This window comes from Halovenus salina (genome assembly GCF_026410925.1).
In the GTDB taxonomy this organism is placed as follows: domain Archaea; phylum Halobacteriota; class Halobacteria; order Halobacteriales; family Haloarculaceae; genus Halovenus; species Halovenus salina.
Window position 1 is genome coordinate 82591 of the sequence record NZ_CP112975.1, and the last position, 15868, is coordinate 98458.

Below are 15868 nucleotides of genomic sequence, written 5' to 3' on the forward strand. Positions count from 1 at the left end.
TATCGTATTGGATATAATGACGTTGGCGGGTTTCAGACGAACCCTCGTGGGGTTGAAGCGAGAGGTCGAACTTCGACAGGGTGTACTGGCTCGGGTTTCAGACGAACCCTCGTGGGGTTGAAGCTGTGGGGACTCGCCCTGCGACGATACCGGACTGGACGGTTTCAGACGAACCCTCGTGGGGTTGAAGCGAGCAGCTGCCGGGCGAGCACACAGTCCCGAACGATGGTTTCAGACGAACCCTCGTGGGGTTGAAGCCAGCCTGCATCTTCGGTACTTCACGAACGAGTCGACACAGCGTGATCTGAACGCCACAAACGAATCACTTTCTGTATGATTTTGGGGGAGATTCTCGCAACCACTGTGAAAGAACGGACGGCAGAAACGAGCTACCACACCAAACGGACGAGAACAGGCAATTTTACGCCGGTGCTGCAGAGAGCTGTCGCTGACGGATCCTCGGACAGGCCGTGGGCTGACCGCGGTCAGCCCGCGGCTGCCACCGAGCCGTACGTCTCAGGAACACCCACACCGTTCGCCTCGACGTACCAGCGTCGCTCTAACTCGTCTTCGAGTTCGTTCCGAATCCAGTCACAGAACGTCTTGAACGTGAACTCCTCCGGGAGGTCGCGCCCGCCCCGCCGCGGGCGGGCGACGACCGCCCATCGGAGCACGAGCCACAGATTCTCCAGCAGTGCCGCGACGAGCATTATCGCAAATCGCACGACGGGATCACGCGTTGTCGTGATCCCTCGTGCTTGCCGAAGCAACCGGTAACTCGTCTCGATGCCTGAGCGTTTCCTGTAGAGGCGTTCGACTTTCTTCGGTGACTTTTCAGCAACGCCACAGGCGACGTAGCCCCGAACAACCTCTCCGTGTTTGCCACGGTCGCCATTCTGGTAGGAGACTGCGACCGCGAGCGGGATCTGAAGCTCCCGCTCGCTGTCCTTGTACATGCGATAGGTCGTCATGTACGACTTGTGTACGTCGAGTTTGTCCTTCATGCGCTCACCTTTCTTGGGAACGTGAACGACCGTTGCAGCGATCTCACGGGAACGGCGGATGACGCGTTCGTTGTAGAACCCGCTGTCGGCAAGCAGGAGGTCGATTTCGAAGGGATAGTTCTCGACGCGGGCGAGCACGCGCTCGACCGCGTCGGCCTCGTCTTCGTCGTTGCGGACGTACGTCATCGCCAGCGTCACTGGCTTTTCGTTGGAAACGATGTACGCCGTACAGTATCGGTGACACGTTGTGGTCCCATCTTTGGGGGACATTGAACAGAGTTCGCCTTCATCGGCGTAGTGATCGCCGTGGTAGGGGTTATCGATAAAGTCGATGGAGACGATTCTCGACCGGTCAGCGTCGAGAATCGTCATAGCTAGGCGAGCGAGTAGGAGGTTAGCGACGAATTCGAGCCACTGCCGATTGAGTGTATGTAGCCACGTCAAGACGGTGTCGTCGCATGGTGTTCCGTCGGTGTCCTTGCAGGTTTCCCAAATCGAGGTCTGATTGGTGCAGGCCAAAATGACGACGAGCCAGATATCGCCGGGGTCGAGGGGGCTCCCCTCGACACCCGGCAACGGGAGTGGAGTGATGACCTCTTCCGCTACGTCTTTTACCTCCGACGCCGAAAGATAACCGTCTGGATTGGGGAGCTTGAACACATCCTAATCCAGACACTTTCTCGTGGTCAAATCAACGATTCAATCTAACCGATTACGCTGTTCGTGAAGTACCGATCTTGTAACATGCGTCTGTCCGCAAACTGTTTTACAAGTCATCCGAGATGCTTAGCTCAATACTTGGAAGGTATATAGTCTTTATTTAGACTAATTATTTGTTTCAATATACTCGGGGAGGGGGCAAATAATAAGTTGATTGTCAACATACCACATAATACGGGGATACCCATGCCAGAATGCCCCGTCTGCAACGAAGAATACGACGCAAGTGGGATACATCCACACCTCCGTTCCCACGAGAAGGGTGAGCTGGCTTCAGTAGTGGCTCAGGTTGCGAGGAACAGCGAGCAAACCATTGACCAACCATCCACGGAGGATTCCGTATGGCACCAGATCCAGACCCAGAAAACGGAGATCGCTCACCAACGGGAGAAACGGAATCAGCGGGTGAACCAGCATCTGACCAACCTCGACGACCAAATCAAGGAAACGCTCCGATGACCGATCAAACCCCCCGCGAAGAACTCAAAGACTCCTTCGACCGGAACCAACTCATCCAGCGCAACATCGACATGGCACTCGATGTCGTCCTACGGACGAATCCTGCAGAAAACATCCTCAAAAATATCGATGACGATGAGTTGCAAGACCAGTCCAGAGATCAGGTGCAGTCCATGATGAACGAGTGGCTCGATATGTATCGGGATATGCTCGAGGAAGGACGGCCACTGCCGCGGGATTTGATTGGTCGGTCTGCTGAACTCGCAGAAGAGCGTAGAGAACAGGAACCCACAGTCTCATCCGAATCACGAGGTGGGCGTCGGTGAATCGGGACGAACACATGGCTGTCGACGAGCATTTACTCGGCTACACTGACGAAGGAGTCCATGCCTTCATTGATCAGTCAGCAGCGTGGCTCGGATTTGGCCATCGGTCGGTTCGGCACACGACCGAGACCATCGAGTACATCGAATCGATGAAAGGAGAAGAAGCTGCTCGAATCGCAGTGCTTCACATCCTGATCGATAATCAGGTTCTTGACCGCGAGTGGCTGGAAAGCGAGGTCGTCCCGGGCCGAGACTGACAGACACGAAAAGAGTGATTTTGGCGTTTTGGGCTGTTTTGTCTCTCAAAGGTTCGAGTCAACAACTGCGGGGTCATGCCCCGAGGTATCCACCACACACTTTGATGAAGATAGTCGTCTGTCGTAGCCCCCCTCCAGCCCCTAAATTACCAGTGCATCAATTTGGGGTTTTAGTCGACGTGTTCCTCGATTTCGTCGTCACTGCCACGGAGTTTTTTCAGCGTTACAATTCCAACCACGACAGCTACTGCGGCAAGGAAGCCTTTCTTTAGTTTTCCCATGTCTTTCGCTCACTCACGTAAGTCAAAATTCTTGTCTTTTTACGTTTGCCTCTTCCTGAGCTTGGTTATTTTACAGTCTTCAGCCGATACTTCTCTGCTCAACGTCTGACGTACCTTTACGTATTCGTATACGCATACGTTTGCGTATATGCCTGATTCAGCATTACGAGCCGCTACGTTTCTCGACAAAGGCGGCGTTGGGAAGACCACGGCAACAGCACACCTAGGGGTCGCGCTAGACCGTCATGGGTACGATGTCCTCCTGCTTGATCTCGCCGGAAAGCAGGGCGACCTTGCAAAGCATTTCGGGCTTTGGAAAGAAGTCCAGGACGACGACGATCGCTGGCCCAATATCACCACAGTGTTCCAGGAAGAGTGGGAAACGATTTCGAAGAAGCTACCCAATGCTGTCGAGGACCTGACCCTCCCGACAGGAGAAGGACCAGACTTGATTCCAGCTCACGAATCCCTAGACGGACTTGATGCGATACTAGGGAATATCGACGAAGCGGCTGAACGGTACAGCCGCCTTGATGCATTCCTCACTGGATACGTCGAAGAGGACTACGATGTGATACTCCTCGATCTACCTGGCAGTACATCAAATATTGCGTATAATGGTTTATGGGCCGCTGGGAGTGTTGTCGCTCCCGTCCGTCCAGGTCCATTCGAAGCAGAACAGGCCGCTCAACTCCGCCGTGATTTGGAGACAATCCGCACTGAGCAAGGTGTCGACATTGAGTTGGAGATGGTCCTTCTGAATGAAGTGGACGAGCGAACAAAAGCTGGAAAGGCCTATCTTGACGAATTTGAAACTGAGTATCCCGACGCACTCGCGCCGACACAAATTCCATCTAGTCAAGATGTTCAAAATGCACAAATGAACGGTGAGACGCTTTTCCAATTAGAACGGCCCTCGAAGACTGCACAACGGGCAGTAGACGCCTACGAAACCGATGCGAAGGAGCTTATTGAGCGACTGGGAGGTGGAGAATGAGCGGAACCGACGACGAACTCGATAAACTCCGCGAACAGACCGATCCAGGAACGCGAGCCGAGTCAGAAAGTAATGAACCAGATGATGATCTCGAAGACGCAATTGTTGACATACTCGAGAGTATTGCAGCAGGGGACACCTCGAAAACACTCTCGGTTCGTGACGACCATCTCGCAGCACTAATTCTAGGTTTGGAAGACGCCGAAAAATTGGATGATGTTGGAGCAGCCTTAGAAACCGAGTTAGACCAAACCAGTGACAGCGAGAGTTTTGATAGGAGTGAAATCATGCGGTTGGCCATCCGAGCTGGGCTGGAAGAGGCTGCCCCTGAAGTGGTTGAGACGGCCCGCGATGCATATGGCCGCCACGCCGCCAATAGCTTTTAGATACAGATGCGTATATGATTACGAATACGGAAACGTATATGAATACGTATATTCACGGTTCAAGGTTTCCCAAGATACTCTGAGGTCAACTCGCTGCCTTCGCGGTAGTAGCGGTACAGGTACGGCCCGTGCATGTCAGCTGGAGCGCCGCTAGCACATTTGCAGGTGTCGTCACCGCACTTCACCTTCTCTTTCACGACAGTGCCCTTCCCGCTATCGTCCAGGTTGACGGGCTCCGCAGTATCCGGCAGCTCCTCAGGGTCGACTGGCTGCTCACGGTACTCGATCAGCGCGTCGACGTACTCGCGGATGTCTCGGAGGGTATCCGCGTCCTGTTTCGGGAGACCCTCTGCGAGGTACTTCGGGAGCGACGCTGGAGGTTCTGGCTGTGTCATTTCCTTATGTAACATACACTGGCCACTGAACTATGAATGTTACATAAGGTTAGATCCCGTGCAAGACTGAGATTGTAACTTCAGTCGTGGTCAGAGAGTGCCTCGGCCCTGCAGATTCTGAAACTGCTACTCACTACCGAGTCGGAACCTTGAGGGAGGCGACAGGAGAGTCGTGATTCATGAGTCCGACCGTCCACGAGGTTCGGAACGCAATTCGAGTGGCAACGGGTCGCTTCGAGCGGGAATTCGATGGGTCGTTCACGAAGGAGGAGCTGCAAGCGATTTGTGAGGCACTTGAAATCGATATCAACGACGTGAAGCGACCGTCCACATCGCGGATGTGTCGACTAATCCGGGTACAAGTTGGCATCGCGGCGTCGGTGGAGGAGGCGGACGACTCCGCGTTCCGGAAGGCTGACCTCCAAACGATTGCTGACAACGTGGGAGCGTCATCCGAGCAGTAGTCGACAGTTTCTCGATCGGTTTACAGCGCTATTGAGTGAATGACGACTTGTTATACAAGTCGGACAGCACGCCGGAGACGGTCAGTGCCGATAGGGTGGGTTCAGTGGTATGCCCATGAAACCGATATTCCGGTCTTCGCCTCCGGCAATCAACATCTCAAGTCGGAGTGCGAAATTCCCGGCCTCTCGGAAGCAGAGCGACTGTGGAACGAAGTCAAAGGCGAGGAATACGAGTACAGTAACTCCGAGTTCGAGAACCATATCAAGCCACGTCGGAGAGACGGGCTACGGTTGATAAGGGCCTTGTACGAAGAGACGTTCCCCGACGAAGATTTCCGCTTCATCGTCGTTGACGACGAGGACGTGAGCGATTTGGAAAACGAAGGCCCTTGGACCTACTACACTCCGTGGGACTTCGTGGAAGCCGTCGAATCCGGTGACTTCGCTCTTGAAGAACCCCCTTCCGACGCGTTCAGGAACGAGGGAGTTCCATTCAACTCTACGAACGACCCAGACTTCGACCACGACAAGGAGCGGGAAATCCGGCAGATACAAGAGGAATTTCGGACTCCCAACAGCTCTAGCCAATAACAGTGCGAACTACAAACCGACGTTAGAACACCGATAGATAATTCCCGACTACTTCGCGGTCGCTATCGGTCAGGTCGTACGAGTCGTAGGCTGCCTCGTCTATGTCGGCGTTGAGGCGCTTTGCCACGTCGGTAAGGTTCCGACTGACGAGATTCATCCAGTCTTTGTAATATTTGATACCTATTATTGGATTCCTCGATAGTCATTATTTTCTTCTTTGACATTTTCTGAAGGAATATTTCCACCAACAATTTTCTTCCACTTACTCCTCAATATTCCAGATTTCAATATCCATAGTGAACCGCATTTTTTGCATCCAGCCACCTTCTCATATGATTTAGTTTTGCTTATCCCTAAAATCGCATTGAACTTAATTTTAAATCCAGAATTGTCACTCTCGTACTTGTATAAGTAATCATCACAAGTTGGACATTCTCCACCACTGGGGTAGCTTTCATCATCATCATCTTTATACTTGTGTTCTTTACCATTGTCTCTTAATTGAGCGAATTTCACCCCACTTTTAGGGTCTACGTTATAACTTACTCCGTTCGCTTTGTTCTCGGTCGTTGAAGATGATTTTTTAGTGGAATTTGTGTTCGAATTTTTGGAAGCTGAAACTGATGATTTGTTAGAGGTCGAAAAAGATGAATTCTTGTCGGAGAGTGAGTTCGAACTTTTACTTGTTGATGTAGATGTCTTAGACTCAAAATAATCAGAAAGGAAGTCCTGAGAGTCCAGTTCGAGTATCATTTCGCACAAATCATTTCCATCAACCAGCTTGACATTCAAATCGTCGGCTGTCTGTTGAGCTTGGGCTGTGAACGAGCTTGTTGTCACAACAACTACGGCGTCAACATCGCTTTCCTGTTGTCTCAGACTACTATATTGTTGAATATCTGGACTGCCTATCTTATTGCCAGCGGAATATCGCTTCGCCTGTATGAGATGCTTCTGAGAGAAGGGACCGCTCTTCTCAGCAATAACGTCAATTCCACGGTCGCTTGAGCCGGTTGTGACAGTCGTTTCCCACCCTCGTTGTTCCCAGACATTGGCAACCAACTGTTCAAACTCGTACTCGTCCATCTGGGGAAGTTGAGAGAGAAGTTCGTCTCGATTCGGATTCATTTACACCCTACTTGATTATGATTCATTGAAAGTGTTGTCCCGAGATAGTCTGTAAAGCCGAAAGTCCACAGTGCTATTGAACGTTTTACTGCGGTGAAACAAGCTATTTAGCCGAATGAGGTTCCGCCATCAGGAGATGGGTTGGTCCGTTCGCATGTCCAGAATGCGTTGGCATCAGAGTCCCAGATCACTCGAAATTGCCGGTTGTCGTCCGTGGTCCATATCATATATTCACTCCGTTGCACGTCATTCCAAGTCTCAGAGCGTAGTGAGCCAATATGGACAACATTTGTCCACAGTTCTAGCAGTTGAGTGATTTCATCAGCTGTTGGCGGGACTTGTGGAAGCGCATCGGGGAAATCCTGGGGTGCTTCGCGTGCACTAATTACGAGGTCTTGGACCATACCTGCTGGACTCCTGCCTAAAATATTAAATTTATGCCGACTCTCGTCACGAATTTTCTTACGCTAATCCCAATTGAGTGCTGCATAGGTGGACGCCACTGGCCGGTTAAACTCTGTCAGAGAAAGAGTCTCACGGAGTGGCCAGCGCTCAGTACACAAATCTACTGAGTGGTCGTGAACGGTTCTATGACACGCCTGGGTGTGAAAAATTGTCTCGACCACACGGTTCAGGTCAGGACTGACAGCCAGGAGGAACCGCAATCATGCAGGGGCGACGACTGTCCCACAGTCGGGACACTCCGCCCAGATGCCGGTCGCACCATTGTCTTTCGTATATTTGACGAGGAGCCACGCTTCGGGAATCGCCGCATCACAGTTCGGGCAGTGACCGAGGAGTTGCGTGTCGTCGGACATCTAAAGGGGGGAAGGAGCGTGTGACAGTGTCCTTCCACCTCCCAGTAGGTCGACCGTGATAGTAAGCGTTGGTGCTTTGTCGTCTATGAACACCGAATTTCCGATGCACGGGCACCCGACTGGCCGGTAGAATTAATTCGCTGCCGTCGGAACGGTCACAATCGTGAGCGTACGGGGCGTCCTCAGGCGATTGCTCCCGGGCGACGAAATCGAAGTCGTCGTGGAGTGCCGTCAGTGTGGAACAAGTCTTGATCCTGATGCGGCGGAATGTCCCGACTGTCGCGCTGAAGAAATTGTTCAGTATCGGATTCCCAGTAGGCTTGTGATCGAATGGCTCTGTTGAAATCCTCTATCGATGAGAGAGTTTTGCGGCGGTGCTGAATAAAGAGGGTGAGTGCAGCAGCACGACACTCACCGACCTAAATCAACAGATGGAATATGTTGATTCCAAGGTCTCGGATGCTTCGAAATAAAAGACGATATTGCCGAGGCAGTCGGAGACGGACACATTAACGCTGGTATCGTTACCAGAGGAGTCACTCGCAGTTACCGACACTGGTCGACTATCCTCCGGGAGAGATTCCTTAGTGATTCCTGCAACGACGACATCCGAGCGTTCAGTAACCGTATGGGACTCCTGATAGAGTTGGGTACCCTCACGCGCAACCGTGATTGTCAAGCTAACCTCGTGGTCCAGTGAATTATCGATGCGAATGGGGTGGGGATAGTCACCAGCTCCGGAGACGACGAGATCGTCCGACTTTGAGGGAGAAGGTGAGTTCGTTTTCGAGGGAGAAGGTGAGTCCGGCGAGGCAGTTTCGTCATCACTGAGACATCCCGTAAAACCTACTACGGCGGCACTTCCAAGCGCTCCGAGCATGGTCCGGCGTTTCATATATCTGCAAAGCAGAGACATCGGATTCATTCTTCGGATGTATCAAATGGTAATTTGACCGATGCGCGCCGTGTCTTGCACGGCACTACGAACATCATCGGTAATTGGTAGGAACTCATGCGGTCCGTCCACAGATCGACTGACCGGTTGTGAATGACTGTACGACACGCTAACTGTTATAAAATTCTTCTAATGAGTCTCCACACCATCTTCGTACCTACCCATGTCCATTTCGTAATTGCGATTACCAAAAGAATAGGGTATTTTATTAACAAAAGATAATAGTATTTCAGTGATGTCTTTCCTACAGATTCTAGATCAACTGACGAAGGGAGGGGTAAATCGGGGTTATTATCAGTTTGCATTTTACCTGTTGGAGCTACCTTGTCGTTATGATGGATAGCATCATGACAATCCTTACATAGTGTTTTCAGATTGCTTTTCTTGTGTGATCCACCATCACTGATTGGAACAATGTGATGACAATGAAGCTCATTGTTACTTTTCGGTCCACCGTTTGCTCCACAGTTTTGGCAGGTGTAGCCATCCCGTTTTTTCACCTTCCGACTTCGTGAATGCCAATCATCGGGGTATCTATTCGACACTGTTTACTGAATGATTGTTGTCAAGAAATAAGTATCTAACTCAATTTGTCTTTAATTTAATACTCTCAGAGCATCCATTCATCGGTCAGTCCCGATACTAACTGCAGCAGCAAGACATTTCAGGTCCCGGAGAGCAGGCACACCGCGTTAGATTCACAGAGGGTGTTATAGAACTCTTGTCACACCGTGATGATCGTGCTTCCCGGATTGTCTCCGCGTTCGTAGTTGGTGATAGCGACGACGAGGCGAAGGCACAGGGCAAGAAACACCTGCGCTCGTGCGTGGACGCGGCCTCGGGCGTGCGTTCGCCCGAGGCCGCAGTCCTTCACTGATTCATTGGTTCGTTCGACTCCAGTACGGCGGTTGTACGTCTCATCCAACGTGGACTGCTTCAACTGAATGTCCTCGCTGTGTTGTTCGAGACGGTCTTCGACCCTGTACTCGATGTCTTTCGGGTCGTCGGTGTTTCGCGCGTTGTATGGGGCGACTGGCACGACGCCTGCGGCCAGCAGGTGGTCGTGCCAGTCGAGCGTGTCGTAGGCGCTGTCACCGACCATCCAGATCGGCTGTGCGACGGCGAGCGCGTCACGCGTGACGCGCATCGCCGTCTCTTCTGGCGCTTGTTTACTCTCTGTGAACTCCGCCGCGATCGGTATTTTTTGCCCGGTCGAGACGATTGTACAGCCGTAGCCGTGGTAGTATTCGTCGTCAGTTGGATCGTAGCACTTCGAGGCGTCTTGATCGGCGGGCATCGCCCTCAGGTCAGTTGAATCGATGCAGTAGGTCAAGTCGAGCAGGCCGCGCGGGCGGCCTGCTCGACAAGGTGGTCGAACACCTTGTTAACGACGTGTTCGAGGTCGGTAAGGAAGCGATCGACCGCGTCTCTCGACGGTGGTCGATCGAACCCACAGCTCAGCCAGACAACCGTGTTCCGAAGTTCTCGTTCAACGGGACGAATGCCGTAGATGTCCTTGTAGTAGCAGTGGAGGAAGCCACGCATCAGCTCTGGTGGTTCGTGGTCTCGTGTTCGCCCCGTCTCCGCCGGAGCGAACACGTCGAACTCTTCGAGAAACTCGAAGGAGAGGTGCTCGAACAGCGCTAGCGTCTCGGTCTCCACGACATTGAAGAACGAGTCTACCGAAGGATCATCCTGCAGGGTCGCTGAACTCATCCACCTCAGCGTTCACCCTGCTCTTTGGTGTGCTACTCGTTCTATGACACCCTCTTCACAGCGTGATGTATCAGTTTTCCACCTGGAGGGAACTAACAGACAGTCACGGTTTATTCGATAAGTCGTAACAGATTCCCCGAGTTTCACTCGAAATCCGGTGTGTATACCCCCGATTGTACCAGCCGCTAGATACTTTAGTGCCGGAAACTAAACTAATCGTAATGCGTATCGAATCGACCAGCGGCGATGAACATAAAGTATGGCTCACCGACAGGGAGATCGAGGACCTCCGACGGGCGACCCGCAGCCAGCGCGATGACATTATCATCCAACTCGGCGCGTACGTCGGCCTGCGAGCGTTCGAAATCCCACAGCCGACACCAAGCGATATCACTGAGAGCGAAGGCGGCCAGTACCGGCTGCGCGTCAAGGCCGGGAAAGACACCAGCGGGAATGGTGGAAAACCGCGGAACGCTTTCCTCCCCGACAGCGTCGAGCGCGATCTCCAGCGCTTTCAGAACAGCGAGAACATCTCACCGAGGGACCCCTTTATCGATTTGAAACAGCCCGGTGTCCGCGCCGTCGTGAAGCGCACCGCCGAGCGTGCAGCTGCAGAAACCGGTGTCGAGGACTTCCGCAAGGTCAGTACCCACGACCTCCGACGGCGGTTCGCCCAGCGCCTCCTCGTCGACGAAGCGATGAACCCGCGCGTTGTCATGCAAGTCGGCGGGTGGAGTAGCTTCCAGGCTATCGAACCCTACCTAAACGCGCCAAGCGAAGACATCGTCGACGATGCCTTCTCGGAAGTCGATGTCGTCTGAGCTTTTCTAAATCCCCCAGATTCGTCCAGCCGGAATCAAAACGACAGCCAACGACGAGTATCGCCTCCACGTCCCAGCTGGAAAAGATACGACAGGTAACGGCGGGAAACCCCGTGATGCGTTTCTCCCCGCGTCCGTCGAGCGCGACCTCCAACGCTACCAGAACGCCGAAAACATCGCTCCCCAGGACCCCGTTATCGATCTGTCGACTGACGGCGTCCGGAAAGTAGTCATCCCCACTGCAACGAAAGCCGCCGAGCAGACTGGTGAGGAACGGTTCCAACACGTCAGCTCCCACGATTTCCGCCGTCGCTTCGCCCAACGCTTACTCGTTGACCAAGAGATGAATCCCCGTGTCGTCATGGCCATCGGCGGCTGGGACTCATTCGCCGCCATCGAACCCTATCTCACCGAACCAACCGAGGACGTGATCGACCGCGCATTCCAAAATACAGACACTCCTGTGTGATCCGCTGAAAAAATAGAGAGACAGTATCTGTTGTATGTAGCAATAAACGGGATTAGGCTGTGCTACATATGAGGAAAGAGAAAAGAATCAGTTACTGCTGTATGGGGCCGTCTGTGGTGAAGTCTGCGAGATGCCGTTTTCGTTAAGGAGCGTTACACGGACTTCATCGGCTGGGTTACCCCCACCAACAGTAATTGTCTGTTGTTGTGTTCAGTACTATCGACATCCACTGTCTCGGTTTTAACAACATTCCCGTTTTTGAGTGATTCGACGCGGATCTGTGCATCGGGATCACTTGTTTCTAACGGTCACATCAATATTAGTTCCACCACCATCCTGTGTATTGATGTTAGTAATTTTGTAGGTGTCTAAGTTACTTTTCCAGATCATCTATAAATGTGCCATCCGCATCGAGGAGTGTTGCGATATCACCGCCGTTATTCCAAATGTACGCATCAGTCGACCAATTGAACCGGTAGTCTGTGTCTGGGACTGCACTCTCAGCTGTTTTATTTGTCGTGATGACAACTGTGTCACTGCTGGTCAGAATCTGTCGTGGGAACGTAAAGTCGTAGTTTTGCCCCTCATCGTGAAGTTTCCAACCTTCTGTCGAGACCGGTTTTCCTGTGTAATTGAACTTCACATACTCCTCGTCTAAATCAAGCTCGGTAATGTTTGCAGTCACATTTGTTGGTGCTGGCTCGGGGAAGACAGTCACATTCAGTGTATCTTGACTTGTCCCCGAGGATGCAATAACGCGTGTTGAACCGCTTTGACTACTGTTGAACGTTACCGAGCCGCCGCCATCTGTAAATGTCTGTGTGTACTGACCGCTTTTAAGCTCACCAATATCTTGATTCTCAATAGCAAAGTTCGCACTCCCCGTTAGCTGCGGTTTGTTTGGGATAGTGAAGATGAGATTATCTGAATCCCCCAGCAATAAATCGTGTACTTGACGCTTGCTCATCCCAGTCGATTTTGTACTCTGGCTGCGTTGCAGTTCCATTTGCTGGTGGTGTGACAGTGATGCTTGTGGTAACTGTCCGTGCCTCGGGATCAGCCGCAACGTCGGGCGCTGTTGAATTCTTTGCGAGTGTGAATGTGACATCAACTTCACCAGTTGTGTTTTCAAATGGCAAATACCGGTATGTATACTCTCCGCCACTCGCCTTCTCACGCCGTATCGTACCATTCCCTTGGGTGATGTTGTCATTTACTGTCGCATTGACACGTTCGTTGTATTTGTTTCGTGTCTCGACAGTAATGCGCTGTGACTCGGCGCTTGTAATGTTGAACGACCGCCTGTTTTGATCAGTAATATACGCTGCCTTATCGCGCGCTGTCTGTGTGCCAACGCCAACCTTTACCAACTGCAAGGAGTACGTCCCGCGTTTGAGTTCAACATGTAACATCGAGTAGTCGTCTAGCGCTTCGATATCTGTCGTGTCGACAGCAGTGACGTTCCCGTCATCCAATTCATCTTCAAATACCTCTCGCCATTCACTCACGTTCATCCGTGTTGGAGTCGAAATCGTCATGTTGTGGCTCTCGTTGCCGACCTCGACAGTCCGCGTTCTGGTACTTATCGGCTCGATGTCGACCGAGATGCTGTTGACCCGGTCCTCTCTGAGTGTCCCGTTCACTGCGACCATGGTGATTGTGTCGTCGCGGACCAGGGTCTGCCCAGTTATGGAAAGTTCCTGATTCTCCCCAAACTTGTTGTACAGTACGCTATGTTCGTAGATAGTCCGGGGCGCATTTCTGTACTCGTTGTACCGGGGCTCGTACTCTATCGCGCCAGTATTGTACTGCCGGGCAGTTCCATTCCAGAAATCACCGATTTCCCCGCTTGCAGATGCGTTCTCGATGCTGACGTTGAACCCGCTGTCCGTCGTCTTGACTGTCCGTATCGTCCCGCTCACAGGTGGGGGATTCCTGAAAATCGTTCGTGAGGGATAGCGAACACCCAAATCAATTGTCGTTGAGCGCGGAGTCGATATACCGGGGAGTGAATTCACAGTCGTCCGCAGCTCTATCATTTGCTTCTGGACCTCTTGATTATGATTGAACTCGATTTCTTCATTCTGGGCAGGAACCTGGAATGCCTGCCATGTCGAAAGCGCAACGATGAGCATGCCAAATAGTAACACAGCGCCGATTTGTACCGATTGTGCGCGTGTATCGTTCCGGAACATATGACTGAATCCCATCTGAGACAGCGCGAGTCACGCGCAATCTCGTATTCCCGTGATTAAGAGGATGTATGGTATGGGTCTATTTATGCTAAGGGGTCCTTGCTCAGAGATGTGGAATAATGGGTGGCAGTCGAGCTCTTCCATTATCCGGGGAAGGGGCACTTGGTGACGACCGCATCAAGCGATTCTGGGGATTAGGACTGATTGCTGTCTTTTTGCACGGTGTTGCTGATCCTGTTATAACATACATTACAGTGAGCGTGTATGATGTTGGTCGAGAGGCAAACCCATGGCTAGCCACTCATTTAGAAAAAGGAGCAACTTCTTTTCTACTCGTCCATGCCCAACTTTATTTGATAATCTTCGGGATTTTTGCTGCATTTACCTGGCTATTTTATCGTGGGACGGACTCAGAAAGAGAGCAGATATACAAGTTGTCACTTGTGCTGTGGTCGTTGATAATTCTCTGGGGAGCATTCATCGTGGGGAATAATCTGTTCGTACTGGCAGACGGTATTGGTTTCTAGTGGAGTTTCAAGCGTGATTTGCTGGATAGAGTTGGCGGGGTTTGATACGAGCGTTGTCGATTGTGAGTTGTCATCCGATTGCAGAATCGTGTATTATTTCGAGCGGTGACGCACGACAACTGTAGCACTTGCCGTAGTTATCAGACTCGCAATAACTATCGTATTCTTTTGATTTGACGCCCCATACGGTTCTTGTATAATGAGGGCGTCATTGTCGTCGTAGACAAAGACAGTGTCGCCGCCGTTGTTCCAGATCGCGCTGCCACTACCCCAGTATAATTCGGTTTCAGTGTCTTCTCCAGAGCCGGTGTAGAGTGTTACTTTTTCCCCAGACCCAAGAGTAAAACCGTCGGGGAAGTGGTAAGTATGTTCGACATCATCCTCAACTCGCCACTCACTCAAATCTAACTCTTCGTCGCCTTCGTTTCGGAATACCACGTATTCGTCGTTGAGATTTTCGTTCTCGTTGCCTTCCGCGTCTTCGTGGATTTCTGCAACTACTAATGGGCCATCGCTTTGGCTGTCGGTTTCCGTGGGGGTAGTGACAGATCGGCACTCCCAAACGCCAGTTTGAGATGATTGCGCACTATCTTCTGCGTTGTAGAAACGGTCAGACTGAGTGAAATCGCTGTCATAGACTCGTGCGTATCCTCCGCTAACAAGCTGATAGTTGAAATTCTCTCCGCCGACAATCAAGTATCCGAGCAGTCGACCGTAGCTACCACGGGAATCAGATTTTTCATCAAACTGGAGCGTTACTGTTCTCCCGGTCAGTTCATCCTTAGCATATTCAGATGCTTGGTCTCCCCAATCACGGAGACATTCACGGCCTGCCTCGGTATCTGGAATACCCTCATATTCACTTGGATCGACAGAAACGTGTACTTCAGGCGTGTCGACTCCAAGTAGTCTGACTGTATCTGTCGACCCATTCTCGAATTCAATATCTACCGTATCTCCGTCAATTACGTTGGTGATAGTAACTGTCAATTCAGTGGTTCCACTATCCGGAGTTTTCGTCGGTTCTGGAGTTTGTGTCGGTGTTGAGCGAGGGGTAGGGGTCTGAGTTGGTGTGGGCGTCAAAGTCGGTGTTGGCGTCGGCGTTGTAGATGCGGTGGGCGTTTGAGAGGCTGTTGTTATAGTTGTAGGAGAATCTGTCGGTGTGCCTGTCCGTGTTGTCTCGCTGTCACTCGTCTCTGCAGATGTAGCTTGTTCCGTTTCAACGACTGTAGGTGATGTCACCGCCTCTGTTGGTTTCTCCTGTGTTGGTGTTGGACTACCTGTACCACCACAGCCTGCAAGAATGACTACGACTGAAAGAGAGAATACAACTATCAGTGTCCGTCTATACATCATATA

Annotated in this window: 17 protein-coding genes, 2 pseudogenes and 1 CRISPR repeat array (1 of these 20 cut by a window edge); of the genes and pseudogenes, 9 read left to right on the forward strand and 10 right to left on the reverse strand. The window is 51.7% G+C overall.

The genetic code is table 11. The features are described from left to right. A CRISPR array of direct repeats spans positions 1 to 258; the repeat unit is 30 nt; unit sequence GTTTCAGACGAACCCTCGTGGGGTTGAAGC; it begins 296 nt to the left of the window's first position. A gap of 227 nt (positions 259 to 485) precedes the next feature. Continuing rightward, positions 486 to 1664 (reverse strand): ISH3 family transposase, encoded by a 1179-nt coding sequence (locus tag OSC37_RS18765; RefSeq protein WP_267161275.1) that lies wholly within the window; start codon positions 1662 to 1664, stop codon positions 486 to 488. Positions 1665 to 2179: 515 nt separating this feature from the next. Between OSC37_RS18765 and OSC37_RS18770 the strand changes: the two genes are divergently transcribed. From OSC37_RS18770 to OSC37_RS18785, 4 genes are all read left to right on the forward strand, one after another. Continuing rightward, on the forward strand, positions 2180 to 2509 hold the full coding sequence (locus tag OSC37_RS18770) for a hypothetical protein (protein WP_267164446.1): 330 nt from the start codon (positions 2180 to 2182) through the stop codon (positions 2507 to 2509). Beyond that, positions 2506 to 2766, forward strand: coding sequence for a hypothetical protein (locus tag OSC37_RS18775; protein ID WP_267164447.1), 261 nt, complete (start codon positions 2506 to 2508; stop codon positions 2764 to 2766). The genes OSC37_RS18770 and OSC37_RS18775 overlap by 4 nt, the downstream gene beginning before the upstream one ends. Before the next feature lie 429 nt (positions 2767 to 3195). Next, positions 3196 to 4044, forward strand: a complete 849-nt coding sequence (locus tag OSC37_RS18780) for a ParA family protein (protein WP_267164448.1) — start codon at positions 3196 to 3198, stop codon at positions 4042 to 4044. Continuing rightward, a complete protein-coding gene (locus OSC37_RS18785) occupies positions 4041 to 4430 on the forward strand; it encodes a DUF8115 family protein (RefSeq protein ID WP_267164449.1) in 390 nt (129 codons plus the stop codon). The genes OSC37_RS18780 and OSC37_RS18785 overlap by 4 nt, the downstream gene beginning before the upstream one ends. 59 nt (positions 4431 to 4489) lie before the next feature. On the opposite strand, the gene OSC37_RS18790 is transcribed toward OSC37_RS18785, so the two are convergent. Further along, positions 4490 to 4825, reverse strand: coding sequence for a DUF6788 family protein (locus OSC37_RS18790; RefSeq protein ID WP_267164502.1), 336 nt, complete (start codon positions 4823 to 4825; stop codon positions 4490 to 4492). Between the two features lie 179 nt (positions 4826 to 5004). On the opposite strand from OSC37_RS18790, the gene OSC37_RS18795 reads away from it, so the two are divergent. Continuing rightward, a complete protein-coding gene (locus OSC37_RS18795; RefSeq protein ID WP_267164450.1) occupies positions 5005 to 5289 on the forward strand; it encodes a hypothetical protein in 285 nt (94 codons plus the stop codon). Positions 5290 to 5373: 84 nt separating this feature from the next. After that, positions 5374 to 5880, forward strand: coding sequence for a hypothetical protein (locus tag OSC37_RS18800; protein ID WP_267164451.1), 507 nt, complete (start codon positions 5374 to 5376; stop codon positions 5878 to 5880). Positions 5881 to 5902: 22 nt separating this feature from the next. Here OSC37_RS18800 and OSC37_RS18805 read toward each other — a convergent pair whose 3' ends face one another. From OSC37_RS18805 to OSC37_RS18825, 5 genes and pseudogenes are all read right to left on the reverse strand, one after another. Further along, on the reverse strand, positions 5903 to 6037 hold the full coding sequence (locus tag OSC37_RS18805; RefSeq protein WP_267164452.1) for a hypothetical protein: 135 nt from the start codon (positions 6035 to 6037) through the stop codon (positions 5903 to 5905). A gap of 26 nt (positions 6038 to 6063) precedes the next feature. Continuing rightward, positions 6064 to 6966: a restriction endonuclease gene (locus tag OSC37_RS18810; RefSeq protein WP_267164453.1), complete on the reverse strand. Its 903-nt coding sequence runs from the start codon at positions 6964 to 6966 to the stop codon at positions 6064 to 6066. 707 nt (positions 6967 to 7673) lie between these two features. Next, positions 7674 to 7826 (reverse strand): DUF7837 family putative zinc-binding protein, encoded by a 153-nt coding sequence (locus tag OSC37_RS18815; RefSeq protein ID WP_267164340.1) that lies wholly within the window; start codon positions 7824 to 7826, stop codon positions 7674 to 7676. Between the two features lie 1071 nt (positions 7827 to 8897). Continuing rightward, a complete protein-coding gene (locus tag OSC37_RS18820; protein WP_368409610.1) occupies positions 8898 to 9326 on the reverse strand; it encodes an HNH endonuclease in 429 nt (142 codons plus the stop codon). A gap of 179 nt (positions 9327 to 9505) precedes the next feature. Next, positions 9506 to 10497 (reverse strand): annotated as a pseudogene (locus OSC37_RS18825) (transposase). Between the two features lie 221 nt (positions 10498 to 10718). Between OSC37_RS18825 and OSC37_RS18830 the strand changes: the two are divergent. Then, positions 10719 to 11318 (forward strand): tyrosine-type recombinase/integrase, encoded by a 600-nt coding sequence (locus OSC37_RS18830; RefSeq protein ID WP_267164455.1) that lies wholly within the window; start codon positions 10719 to 10721, stop codon positions 11316 to 11318. 10 nt (positions 11319 to 11328) lie between these two features. Next, a pseudogene (locus tag OSC37_RS18835) lies at positions 11329 to 11787 on the forward strand (site-specific integrase); the annotation flags it as partial. A 373-nt stretch (positions 11788 to 12160) separates the two neighbouring features. Here the strand turns inward: OSC37_RS18835 and OSC37_RS18840 are convergent. Continuing rightward, entirely contained in the window at positions 12161 to 12754 is a 594-nt protein-coding gene (locus tag OSC37_RS18840; protein WP_267164456.1) for a lamin tail domain-containing protein, read from the reverse strand. Continuing rightward, positions 12708 to 13997, reverse strand: a complete 1290-nt coding sequence (locus tag OSC37_RS18845) for a hypothetical protein (protein WP_267164457.1) — start codon at positions 13995 to 13997, stop codon at positions 12708 to 12710. Before OSC37_RS18845 ends, OSC37_RS18840 begins: the two co-directional genes overlap by 47 nt. Before the next feature lie 104 nt (positions 13998 to 14101). Between OSC37_RS18845 and OSC37_RS18850 the strand changes: the two genes are divergently transcribed. Continuing rightward, on the forward strand, positions 14102 to 14509 hold the full coding sequence (locus OSC37_RS18850; RefSeq protein WP_267164458.1) for a DUF5658 family protein: 408 nt from the start codon (positions 14102 to 14104) through the stop codon (positions 14507 to 14509). Between the two features lie 93 nt (positions 14510 to 14602). Here the strand turns inward: OSC37_RS18850 and OSC37_RS18855 are convergent, their stop codons facing one another. Continuing rightward, positions 14603 to 15865: a lamin tail domain-containing protein gene (locus OSC37_RS18855; protein ID WP_267164459.1), complete on the reverse strand. Its 1263-nt coding sequence runs from the start codon at positions 15863 to 15865 to the stop codon at positions 14603 to 14605. Positions 15866 to 15868 lie beyond the last annotated feature (3 nt).